The organism is Winogradskyella sp. ECml5-4, assembly GCF_036903175.1.
Lineage (GTDB): Bacteria > Bacteroidota > Bacteroidia > Flavobacteriales > Flavobacteriaceae > Winogradskyella > Winogradskyella damuponensis.
The window spans coordinates 83,241-96,029 of record NZ_JAYJLF010000010.1; the positions used below are offsets into that span (position 1 = coordinate 83,241).

Sequence of the window (12,789 nt, forward strand, 5' to 3'; positions counted from 1 at the left end):
AAAAATTGAAGAGTATTATCTTTATGCCATAAATAAGTTTGATAATGCCAACCAACTATATTCCGTTTAAGGATACTAATTATTTCTCAGATTTTATATGCGATTATCTCGCTGAAAAAGAAGAGTTAAAAGAATTCTACCATCGTTTTCCTAAGTTGGAAAATTTTGAAGCACAGATAAAAGAAAAAGGTTTGTCTGTTAAAGCGCAGTCTAGAACTATTCTCGCAGAAACTTTAAAGCAGCAATATAAAAACATAGCGACTTCAGAGTTAACAGCAGAACATATTGAACGTCTAAATCTTGAAAATACCTTCACGATTACTACTGGTCATCAATTAAACTTATTTACAGGACCATTGTATTTTCTGTACAAGATTATTTCTACTATAAACCTAGCAAAGCAATTACAAACAGCATATCCAGAGTACAATTTTGTGCCTATGTATTGGATGGCTTCTGAGGATCATGATTTTGAAGAAATCAATTATTTCAATTTTAAAGGCAAAAAGATTCAGTGGAATTCTGAGCAAACGGGAGCTGTTGGTCATTTTAATACTGAAGGTTTAGATGAAGTATTCGAGGTGATTTCTTTAGAATTTGGAGGTGGAAAAAATGCAGAACAACTAAAAACATGGTTTAAGGAAGGGTATCTTAAACATCATAATTTAGCAGATGCTACACGTTATTTGGCTAACGCATTATTTGGAGCACATGGTTTAGTGATTATAGATGCCGATGATAGGAAATTGAAACGTTTGTTTATTCCGCAGATGAAACAAGAAATGCTAGAACAAACAGCATTTAAAACTGTTTCTGAAACTAATAAGAAATTAGAAGATTTAGAGTTAAAGATTCAAGTAAATCCTAGAGAAATCAACCTCTTTTATATTAAAGATGGTTTACGCGAGCGTATTGTAGAAAGTGAAGGAGTGTATTCGGTGCTTGATACTGATATTTCTTGGAGCAAGAGTGAGCTACTAGAGCATCTTGATGAATTTCCGGAGCGATTTTCGCCAAACGTGATTATGCGACCTTTATATCAAGAAGTGATTTTACCAAACCTCTGTTACATTGGAGGAGGCGGAGAAATGATTTATTGGTTGCAATTAAAATCTAATTTTGAAGCGCAGAACGTTACATTTCCGATGTTGCTATTACGAAATTCGGCCTTGGTAAAAACAACGAAGCAAGCAGAGAAACTTGAAAAATTGCATATTTCGGATAACGATTTGTTCTTAGATAGACATTCGTTTATTAATAAAAAGGTTAGAAAAATATCGAATATAGATATTGACTTTTCTGAACAAATTCAACATTTAGAAACCCAGTTTAAAGGCTTGTATGATTTAGCAGAACAAACTGATAAATCCTTTGTTGGTGCTGTAAAAGCCCAAGAAGTCAAACAATTAAAAGGCTTAAAACATCTTGAAAAACGATTGTTAACAGCTCAAAAACGGAAATTAGCAGACCAAATTAGTCGTTGTACAGCATTGCAAGAACAATTATTTCCTAATCAAAGTTTACAAGAACGAAACACTAATTTTTCGGAATTGTATTTAGAGTTTGGTGAGCAATTAATTCCAGAATTAAAGAAAGCTTTAGAGCCATTGAAAGGTGAGTTCTTAATATTAAATTTAAAATAGTCCATGCACAAGATTGATATAGAGTTGGTAGAAATGACCTTAGATGTCATGAAATATGTCATCGGCCGCGTTTCTGCAACCGAACATCAAATAGGAAAACCTAAAAAATCAGAAGAATTAAAAGCATTAGTTGGCGAAACTGTAACACCTGATGGTGTTGGAGGTGAATATGCGTTTAACCTTTGGAAAGCACATTTAGCAAAAGCCAATGTGCCTGTAGATCACCCAAGAAACTTAGCATTTGTACCAGCTTCGCCAACTAAGGCAGCCATTATGTTCGATTTAATTACGTCGGCATCAAGTATACATGGCGCGTATTGGATGGAAGGTGCAGGAGGTATTTTTTGTGAAAACGAAGCCATGAAATGGATTGTGTCTTTAACCGGTTTACCAGAAGGTGCTTTTGGAGTTTTTACAAGTGGAGGTACAGCAGCCAACTTATCTGCGATTGTTACTGCTAGAGAACATTGGAGAGAAAATCCGGAGTTTAAGCGCGAAAAAGGATTGATTGTCACTTCAATTGGTGCACATTCATCCATAAAAGCCATGGCAAAAGTGGCTGATGTGGATATTGTTTTGGTAGATTCTGAAGAGCATTTAACAGGCGAAGCGCTTAAAGAAACGATTGCAACATTAACTGAAAACCAACGTAAATGTTTATTTGCCGTTGTAGCAACAGGCGGAACCACTAATGCCGGAATCATTGACGATTTAGATAGTATAGCCAAAGTTTGTGAAGAAGAGAATTTATGGTTTCATGTCGATGCGGCTTATGGAGGAGGCGCTTTGGTGGCTGATTCTGTACGTCATTTATTTAAGGGTATAGAAAAAGCCGATAGTATTACCATTGATCCGCATAAATGGATGTTTTCACCATACGATTGTGGTGCTGTAATTTATAAGAATATGGAATTGGCAAAAAATGCCCATTCGCAACAAGGCTCATATCTCGAAATATTTAAGGATGAAGGAGCACATGGATTTAATCCAACCGATTACCAAATTCAATTGACACGTAGAGTTAGAGGTTTGCCTTTATGGTTCTCTTTAGCAACACATGGTACGGACCGTTATAAAGAAGCTGTAGAACGTGGTTTGGAATTGGCACAAATAGCAGGACGACTCATTGAAGCGCATCCAGATTTGGAATTGGTGAGAGCACCAAGTTTATCTTGTGTTTTATACAGAAGAATAGGTTGGAAACCCGAAGATTACACACACTGGACCTATGAAAACCATGAAAAAGGATTTGCATTAGTGACACCAACCAAATGGAAAAATGGTGATACCTATGAAACTTGTTCACGTTTTTGTTTTATCAATCCTGATACTACCGAAAAGGATATTGCTATGATTCTAGACAGTATGGTCTAAGTTCACTAAATGTAATGTAGTAAATTGATGAATTATTTGATGGATTTGTGATATTAACTTAATAACACAAAAGCGGATTTTATGTTAAAAACTTAATCTAAAAAATTGTAAATCGTAAATCGTAATTCGCAAATCAATCCTTATTTTTGCGCATGCAACACAACAAAGTCCTAATTTTAGATTTCGGATCGCAATACACACAGCTTATTGCGCGACGCGTCAGAGAGTTAAACATCTACTGCGAAATTCACCCATTTAACAAAATTCCTTCAGATTCAGAGAGCTTTAAAGCCGTCATATTATCTGGTAGTCCAAACTCAGTGCGAGGCGAAGATGTGCTTCATCCTGATTTAGAGACTATAAGAGGGAAAAAACCAATGCTAGCCGTTTGTTATGGCGCGCAATATTTGGCACATTTTTCAGGAGGCGAAGTCGCAGAATCAAATACTAGAGAATACGGAAGAGCAAATTTGGCTTTTATAAAGTCTGATGAAGATTTCTTTGAAAATATTCATGAAGGGAGTCAAGTTTGGATGAGTCATAGTGACACCATTAAACAATTACCAACAAACGGTGTGCTTTTAGCAAGTACGAGTGATGTTACAAATGCTGCTTACAGAATAGAAGGCGAGCAAACATATGCGATTCAATTTCATCCTGAAGTGTACCATACTACAGATGGACATCAATTATTACAGAACTTTTTAGTTAAAATAGCTGCGGTTGAACAAGATTGGACACCCAATGCTTTTGTTGAAGAAACGGTTCAAGATTTAAAAGAAAAACTAGGCGACGATAAAGTGGTACTAGGTTTATCTGGAGGAGTAGATTCTTCAGTCGCTGCCATGTTATTACACAAAGCTATTGGTAAAAATCTCTACTGTATTTTTGTAAATAATGGATTGCTACGTAAAAATGAATTCAAAGATGTATTGCATCAATACGAAGGCATGGGATTAAACGTTAAAGGAGTAGATGCTTCGGCACGCTTTTTGAATGCCTTAAAAGGATTGAGTGATCCAGAACAGAAAAGAAAAGCTATTGGAGCTGAATTTATCGCTGTTTTTGATGACGAAGCCCATTTAATACAAGATGTAAAATGGTTAGCGCAAGGCACAATATATCCTGATGTTATAGAAAGTGTTTCAGCAACAGGAGGCCCAAGTGCAACCATAAAGAGTCATCATAATGTTGGTGGATTACCAGATTATATGAAGCTAAGTGTGGTAGAGCCCTTACGCGCTTTATTTAAAGATGAAGTAAGACGTGTTGGAGCGTCAATGAATATGGATAGTCAGCTGTTAGGTCGTCACCCATTTCCAGGTCCAGGATTAGCAATTCGAATTCTTGGAGATCTAACTGAAGAAAAAGTACGTATATTACAAGAGGTAGATGCTATTTTTATTAATAACCTTCGTTCTTGGAATTTATACGATAAAGTTTGGCAAGCAGGAGCTATGTTGTTGCCAGTGAATAGTGTAGGTGTCATGGGAGACGAACGTACTTACGAAAAATGTGTAGCTTTAAGAGCTGTAGAAAGTACAGACGGCATGACGGCAGATTGGGTAAATTTACCATATGAGTTTTTGCAAAAAACCTCAAATGAAATTATAAATAAAGTAAAAGGTGTTAATAGAGTGGTATACGATATCAGCTCAAAACCACCAGCTACGATTGAGTGGGAATAAAAAATAAGAACGAATTGCTTAGCAATGTCAAAGTACAGTTTGTTGTAAAATAGAATACATGAAGAACATTTTAACCATCATATTAATTGCGTTTACCTTTGGTTTAACGGCTCAAAATTATATTGAGCATACGGTAAAAACAGGGGAAACAATAGAGAGTATTTCTAAGAAGTATTTAGTAACTCCTTTTGATATTTACGCACTTAATCCTGATGCAAAACGTAAATTTCAGCCTAATACAATATTGATTATTCCGAATTCAAAAATAAAGAATGAACCAATTGTAGGAGAAAGCAGAGAACTTATTGACTATAAAAATCATAAGGTAAAACGTAAAGAAACGTTATATGGTTTAGCACAAAAATATAACGTTTCTGAAGATGAGATAAAGAAAGCAAATCGATTCTTGTATTCTGAAAACCTTAAAAAAGGAGATAAAATTAGAATTCCAAGGTATAGAACAGTTGTTTCTAAGCAAACCTTGACTAATACCGTAAAAAAATATACTGTATTACCTAAGGAGGGCAAATGGAGAATTGCCTATAAATTTGGCATTACTGTCGCAGAATTAGAAGCTTTAAATCCTTTTATGAATGAAACCATTCAGCCAGGAGACGAGCTTAATGTGCCAAATATTGAAGATAAAGAAGAAAAAACAGTAGAAGCAAGTTTTGGTTTTTATGAAGTATTGCCAAAAGAAACATTTTATAGCCTTAAGGGGAAACTTAATTTAACACAAGAACAATTAGAGCAATTAAATCCTGAATTAAAAACAACAGGTTTAAAAGCAGGAATGGTGTTAAAGGTGCCAGCAGATGTAGATACAACAGGACGTATGGCAACTGTAGGTAAAACAAACTTAAAAACGAGTTTAATAAACTTTAAGACTAAAAAAATAGCCTTAATGATGCCTTATCAGCTGCACCGAATTGATGTAGATTCTGTTGAAGAAGTTAAAGACCAAATTAAAAATAGTAGACGTTTATCGGCTGTTTTAGATTTTCATGTTGGTGTATTAATGGCATTAGATTCGGCAAAGCAATTAGGAATTTCAACAGACTTAAAGGTTTTAGATACACGTTATAATATTGCAGCGACAAGAAAGTTATTAGACGAAAATGATTTTTCAGATTACGATGCGGTTATTGGTCCAATGGAAGAGACGAGTTTTAATCGTGTGGCCATGGCATTAAAGGCAAATCATGTTCCTGTAATTGCAGCGATGAATAAACCTAAGGAAGTTTATAGCAATGTATTTCAAACCATTCCAGACGATAAATTGTTGCGCAAGGCAATGGTAGATTTTGTAAAAGCAGATAGCTTAAAGACAAAAGTTGTTATTATTTCTGATCAAGCTCATAAAGTAGGAAGTCAAGCTCTACAAAACGAGTTTCCAAACTCGAAACTCATATTATCGAGAATGGATAAGAAAAATAAAACTAAAGATGCGCATTATATTTATCCTGCAGATATACAAAATGTGTTTTCTGCTGGTAAAACTTATGTGTTTTTACAAACCAATAATAACTCGTTTATTTCTAGTGTAATAAGTTTATTAAATGGTTTAGTGGTAAATAAAACTGAAATAGTTTTAGTAACAACAGATAAGAATAAAGCATTTGAAGGTAAAGATATAGACAATATTAGTTTGTCTAAATTAAAGTTTCACTATCCTTCTATACATAAAGATTTTGATGAAACAAAGTCTAACGGTTTTGTTAAAGCTTATAGAAAAGCATATGGTGTTTCACCGAGTAAGTATGCTGCTCGTGGGTTTGATATAACATTAGATCTTTTAATGCGATTGGCTTCTGCAGAAAATTTATATATTGCTTCTAAAGATACTATTGAAACAGAGTATATAGAAAATAAATTTAGATATAATAAAGTGCTTTTTGGAGGTTATGTTAATCAAGCGGTTTACGTTGTAAAGTTTGATGATTTACGAATTGTAGAAGCAAAATAGTTGCAAGAATACCCTCAAAAAAAGCTTATAGATTATATCCTAAATATTAAAATTAATCACCCTTGAAAAGCTTACTTATATTTTTTACTTTATTATGTGTTGGGATTTTTTCTAATGAAGAAACCGTAACATGGGATGAAACATCTAAGCTTACTTGGGCAGATTTTAAGGCAGAGCCAGATGCAGAATCCGATGCTGTAGCTTTAACGGCCTCAGGGATTACCTTTGGCTATTCTCTAAAGACGGCTGGTAAAAGAATTGCAGCGGTTTCAACCACTGTAGAAGCTCATTTTTATCCTAATAAATCGTGGTATTTAAAAGATAAAGGAAACGCTCATATTTTAGCTCACGAGCAATTGCATTTTGATATAACAGAACTCTACGCACGAAAGTTTAGACAACAATTAGCTGAGCTTGAGGTTAATCAAAATATAAAAGCGCAGATGAATGCATTGCACAATGCCATTAACGAGGCTGTTAGCAAAACTCAAAAACGTTATGACCAAGAGACTATGCATTCTATGAATATTGAAAAACAAAAAGAATGGGAAGTTTTTATTGGGAAAGAGCTTAAAGCTTTAGATCAATTTAAATAGTAATTGTTTGAAAGCTAGTACTTCATTTATCAATTCTATAAAAAGCAATACGCTACTTTTATTTACACATAAAATTTAATTAAAATGGAATTAGATGGCACGGTTTTAATTGAATTGGCACATTATAAAATGCCTTTTGGTAAATACAAAGATCAATATCTCGTAGATATTCCAGAATATTATTACATCTGGTACCAACAAAAAGGGTTTCCTCAAGGTAAGCTAGGAAAGATGATGGCACAAATGTGTGATATTAAAATTAACGGTTTAGAAGAGTTAATTTATACCATCCGAAGAGATTTTAGGAAGTGATATTAGAGGGTTGTCTTAATGCTGACCTAAGTAATTTGTAGTAATAGTTTTCGCTTTTTTATGCTTTGTTTTTTTATCGTCCTCCACTCAATATCTTAAGAAAATCATACTTTTTTGTGACTAAAAAAAAGACATATACAAGAAGTAAGGCCATTGCAATTTGAGCAACTATTTTTAGTATTGGATCCTCAATAAACGTGGTTAATATAGGATATGAGATTACAATAATAGGAGAGTGGTACAAATGCAGTAAATAAGAAAATCTACCTGTATTATAAAACTTAATTTGAATATCTATTAATAGAATAAATATCAAAAATGCGATAGGAAATTTTAGAAAATCAACGTAGAAAAAACCTAAAATAACACTTAAGATAACAGAGGTAATGATTAAGGTTTTTTTATCAATCTTGTTGTGATATTTTGAGTATAAAACACCAATTAAAAATAAAAACGCGACATCTAACCTTAAGATTAGTGTACCAAGTAATAAGAAAGGGAGTATAACAAATAGCGTTTTAAACTCTTTTTGAGTGACTAAAGCAATGATTGAAAAAATAACAAATATGTCTCTTATGAAATAGGTAGGCGGATTTATTGGAGCTGAGTTTAAAGAGAAGAGCCCTTCTGTTATTAGAGACAAATCAAAACTTAATCGATTTAGAGGATTATATCCTAAAATATAGTACACAAACAAGACTAAAATTAAAACAACCATATTGGCAATTAGATATGGAATTAATAAACTTTTAATCTTTTTAAAAAATAAATTTTGTTTATGTCTAGATACTTCAAAATATAAATAACCTGAAATTATTGAAAGAATTGCAGTGCCATAAGGCGGAATTTGTTCTACTATAACATAAGCTATACCATATTCCAATTCATTTTTAGTATGAGTAAATACAATTAGTATTACTGCAATTAACCTAATTAATTCGATACTTGGTTTCATTCAATTAACTGTTGTCAATGTCTTTATATGGATATGCAAGCATTTTTATACTTCTATATATTAAAGTTGTTGCAGTATTCTATGTAAATGTTTTATATAAAATGTAAAACGAAGGTAGAAGAAATATTTAGAAAGACAAACCTTCAAATTTTTAAGACAGGTTTCTCTGGGTTTTAAATTTTTTTCAAAACGAGTAACCCTTGCACTTATTTTAATTCGTCTCTTGATTAATGTGCTTAAATTAATACTATGTTTTAGGAATGTGTGTTTAGAACTGCAAGTGTCTTTTTCTCATTTAAAATTTCCTATACATCTGTTCTATTAGCGTTTCTTTTATAGCGTAAATGCTTAGTGTATTCCCTTAATTGGTTTTAAGTAGTAATCCTTTTATCATCTAAAAGCATTGTGAGCTTGTTTTTAGCGTGTAATGTATTATGAAATGGTGTTTGTAATGGCTTGACAGTCATTGTGTAAGTTCGTTATTTGTTTGTGGTAGTCCATAAAAATAAGAACATATTAACAAACCATAAACAATTCATAGATAACTCGTTTTATTTCGTAAATTTGCCTGCGTTTAACAGCGCAATATGACCACAAACCCTAAATATATATTTGTAACAGGAGGCGTGTCTTCTTCTCTAGGAAAAGGCATAATAGCAGCATCTCTAGCTAAACTCTTGCAAGCACAAGGTTACAGAGCAACCATTCAAAAATTAGATCCGTACATTAACATTGATCCAGGAACTCTAAATCCGTATGAACATGGCGAATGTTACGTTACAGATGATGGAGCAGAAACTGACTTAGATCTGGGCCATTATGAACGTTTTTTAAACGTACCAACATCGCAGGCTAACAACGTTACAACTGGTAGAATCTATCAAAGTGTAATAGATAAGGAAAGGCGTGGTGAGTTTTTAGGTAAAACGGTTCAAGTTATTCCACATATTACCGACGAGATTAAACGAAGAATTCAAATTCTTGGAAACTCTGGAGATTACGATATCGTGATAACTGAAATCGGTGGAACCGTTGGAGATATAGAGTCTTTGCCATACATTGAAGCTGTAAGACAGCTAGAATGGGATTTAGGCGAACACAATACATGTGTTATTCATTTAACACTAGTACCTTATCTTTCTGCAGCAGGAGAATTAAAAACCAAACCAACCCAACACAGTGTAAAAACATTGATGGAAAGTGGTGTACAAGCTGATGTTTTGGTCTGTAGAACAGAGCACAAACTTAGCGATAGTATTAAAACAAAGTTGGCACGTTTTTGTAATGTAAAAAAGGAAGCGGTTATAGAATCTATAGATGCTTCAACTATTTACGATGTGCCAAATTTAATGTTAGAAGAAGGTTTGGATAAAGTTGTTTTAAATCAGCTACAACTCAAAAGTGATGTGCCAGATTTGAAACGTTGGAATGAATTTTTAAAACGTCATAAAAATCCTAAAAGCGAAGTAACTATTGGTTTAATTGGAAAATATGTAGAGCTTCAGGATTCTTATAAATCTATTTTAGAGTCATTTATTCATGCTGGAGCAGAAAATGAAGTTAAGGTTAATGTAGAGCCTATTCATTCAGAATATTTATCTAAGAGTAATATTGACTTTAAGCTAGGTCATTTGGATGGTGTTTTAGTTGCACCTGGATTTGGCGAACGTGGTATTGAAGGTAAAATTGAAGCGGTACGTTTTGTACGTGAACAAAATATTCCTTTTTTAGGTATTTGTTTAGGTATGCAAATGGCCGTTATAGAATATGCTAGAAACGTACTAAATCTTAAAGACGCGAATTCTGTAGAAATGGATGAGCAAACTCCAGATCCTGTAATTAATTTAATGGCGTCACAAAAAGATGTGGTTAATAAAGGAGGTACTATGCGTTTAGGTACTTGGGATTGTAATCTAGAAAAAGATAGTATTGCTTATAAGGTATATAAAACCGAAACGATTACAGAAAGACACAGACATCGTTTTGAGTTTAATAGCGATTATAAAGCTCAATTTGAAAAGTCAGGTATGAAAGCTACAGGTTTTAATCCAGAAACGGGCTTAGTAGAAATTGTAGAAATACCAGAAAACAATTGGTTTGTTGGTGTTCAGTACCATCCAGAGTATAAGAGTACAGTGAAAAATCCACATCCATTATTTGTCGCTTTTGTGGCTGCAACATTAAAATATAAAAAGAAAAAATAATAAAAAAATGTGCCACTTTGGCGTAAAATAGATTTTGGATAACTATTTGAGTTATGCAATTGTTACCATACAAGACCTGTTGGGTTTCTCTAACCTTACGGGTCTAAAACTGAAAAATAAACATGGAAGAAAAAAAATTCGATATTAAATCTATAATAGGTTTTATCCTCATATTCGGAATTTTGGTATTTATGATGTACCAAAATCAGCCCACTCCAGAAGAGCTCGAAGCACAGAAAAAAGCAGAGCAAGAAAAATTGGAAGCTGAGAAGAACAGCAGTAAGCAAACTGAAACTTTGGTTACCACTTCAGAAGATTATGGAACTTCTCAGGTTTTAGATTCAACACAGCTTGTTGCTGCTCAAAGTAAATTAGGAGCATTATCTTATGCTTTAACAGTGCCAGGAGAAGCAATAACAACCGTTAATACAGATGTTTTTGAACTAAAATTTAACAGAAAAGGTGGTTATTTAGCAGAAGTAAAGCTGAAGAATTTTGTAGACTATGATTCGGTGCCAATTTATTTAATTAAGGATGGTAATAGTGCTTTTAATATCACCTTTGGTACATCGGATAATCGTACATTCAATTCTAAAGATTTACCATTTCAACCTAGTGTAACTAAAAGCGGAGACCATACCATTGTGTCTATGAAACTTAAAGTTTCTGAAACGGCATTTTTAGAATACCGTTATGAGTTGAAACCAAATGACTATATGATTGATTTCTCAGTTAAATCTCAAGGGTTAAGTGGAGTTTTTAATACATCACTACCTTTAGAACTCAATTGGGATTTAAAAGCGTACCGTCATGCAAAAAGTATCAGTTACGAGAATAGATATACAGATATTCATTACGAGCACGAAAACGGTAAACCAGATTATACAGGTGCAAGAGATACCGAAGAGGATTTAGAAGATGTCACTTGGATTGGTTACAAACAACATTTCTTTACTTCTGTTTTATTAACAGATAAAGCTTTTAAAAGGGCAAGAATAGAAGCTGAAGATTTAGTTGAAGATGAGGAAATAGATACTGTTTTTACAAAACAATTTTCATCTAAAATTCCATTAGCATACCAAGGTGGTGAGATAAATCAACCTATGGACTTTTATTTTGGACCAAGTGATTTTAAGGTTTTAAATGACTATGGTAGAAATTTAGATGAAATTGTACCATTTGGTTGGGGCATTTTTGGGTGGATAAACCGCTATATCTTTATGCCTTTATTTTCATTTTTAGGTAGTTTCCTTCCTTATGGAATTGCTATTGTAGTTATGACTATTTTAACTAAAATAGTACTGTCATTTGTACAATACAAACAATTTTTGTCTCAGGCTAAAATGAAAATTTTAAAGCCAGAATTAGATGCTGTTAGAGAAAAGTACAAAGACAACAAATTAAAAGCACAGCAAGAAACTATGGCTATTCAAAGTCGAGCAGGTGCCAGTCCGCTAAGTGGTTGTTTGCCTGGTCTAATGCAAATCCCTGTGTTTTATGCCTTGTTTCAATTTTTCCCATCAGCTTTCGATTTAAGACAGCAACCGTTTTTATGGGCTAAAGATTTAAGTTCTTACGATTCTATTTTAGACTTACCATTTCATATTCCTTTTTATGGTAGTCATGTTAGTTTATTTCCAATTTTAGCTGCTATTGCTATTTTCTTCTATATGAAAATGACAACAGGTCAGCAAATGGCAACACAGCCAACTCAAGAAGGGATGCCAGATATGGCAAAAATGATGAAGTATATGATTTACTTCTCTCCACTTTTAATGTTGGTATTCTTTAATAACTATGCTTCTGGATTAAGTTTATATTACTTTATCTCTAACTTAATTAGTATTGGTATTATGTTAGTAATCAAAAATTATATTATTGATGAAGAAAAAGTGCTAGCTAAGATTGAAGTAAGTAAAACAAAGCCTAAGAAACAAAACAAGTTTCAGAAGAAAATGGCTGAGATGATGGAGCAAGCAGAGCAACAAAAACAAGCACAACAAAAAGGCAAAAAGAAATAATCATTTTTGTCTAAATACTAATAATTAAAT

At 33.2% G+C, this 12,789-nt stretch carries 9 protein-coding genes; 8 read left to right on the plus strand and 1 reads right to left on the minus strand.

The genetic code is table 11. The features are described 5' to 3' along the window. Window positions 1-44: 44 nt before the first annotated feature. The 6 genes from bshC (at window position 45) to VDP25_RS11945 (ending at window position 7,579) form a co-directional block, all read left to right on the plus strand. Window positions 45-1,643 carry a bacillithiol biosynthesis cysteine-adding enzyme BshC gene (gene bshC, locus VDP25_RS11920; protein WP_334470028.1) on the plus strand — a complete coding sequence of 533 codons (1,599 nt, stop codon included), beginning with the start codon at window positions 45-47 and terminating at the stop codon, window positions 1,641-1,643. 3 nt (window positions 1,644-1,646) lie between these two features. Next, window positions 1,647-3,017: a pyridoxal phosphate-dependent decarboxylase family protein gene (locus tag VDP25_RS11925; protein ID WP_334470030.1), complete on the plus strand. Its 1,371-nt coding sequence runs from the start codon at window positions 1,647-1,649 to the stop codon at window positions 3,015-3,017. A 152-nt stretch (window positions 3,018-3,169) separates the two neighbouring features. Then, window positions 3,170-4,705, plus strand: coding sequence for a glutamine-hydrolyzing GMP synthase (guaA, locus tag VDP25_RS11930; protein ID WP_334470034.1), 1,536 nt, complete (start codon window positions 3,170-3,172; stop codon window positions 4,703-4,705). Window positions 4,706-4,763: 58 nt separating this feature from the next. Next, window positions 4,764-6,671 (plus strand): LysM peptidoglycan-binding domain-containing protein, encoded by a 1,908-nt coding sequence (locus VDP25_RS11935; RefSeq protein WP_334470036.1) that lies wholly within the window; start codon window positions 4,764-4,766, stop codon window positions 6,669-6,671. Window positions 6,672-6,733: 62 nt separating this feature from the next. Next, window positions 6,734-7,267, plus strand: coding sequence for a DUF922 domain-containing protein (locus VDP25_RS11940; protein ID WP_334470038.1), 534 nt, complete (start codon window positions 6,734-6,736; stop codon window positions 7,265-7,267). Window positions 7,268-7,351: 84 nt separating this feature from the next. Beyond that, complete coding sequence (locus VDP25_RS11945) at window positions 7,352-7,579, plus strand: DUF3820 family protein (RefSeq protein WP_215924199.1); 228 nt, start codon at window positions 7,352-7,354, stop codon at window positions 7,577-7,579. A gap of 73 nt (window positions 7,580-7,652) precedes the next feature. Here the strand turns inward: VDP25_RS11945 and VDP25_RS11950 are convergent, their stop codons facing one another. After that, window positions 7,653-8,534, minus strand: coding sequence for an acyltransferase family protein (locus tag VDP25_RS11950; RefSeq protein ID WP_334470042.1), 882 nt, complete (start codon window positions 8,532-8,534; stop codon window positions 7,653-7,655). Window positions 8,535-9,121: 587 nt separating this feature from the next. Here VDP25_RS11950 and VDP25_RS11955 point away from each other — a divergent pair. Next, a complete protein-coding gene (locus tag VDP25_RS11955; RefSeq protein WP_334470044.1) occupies window positions 9,122-10,738 on the plus strand; it encodes a CTP synthase in 1,617 nt (538 codons plus the stop codon). A 122-nt stretch (window positions 10,739-10,860) separates the two neighbouring features. Next, window positions 10,861-12,759 (plus strand): membrane protein insertase YidC, encoded by a 1,899-nt coding sequence (gene yidC / locus VDP25_RS11960; RefSeq protein WP_334470045.1) that lies wholly within the window; start codon window positions 10,861-10,863, stop codon window positions 12,757-12,759. The last annotated feature ends 30 nt before the right edge of the window (window positions 12,760-12,789 follow it).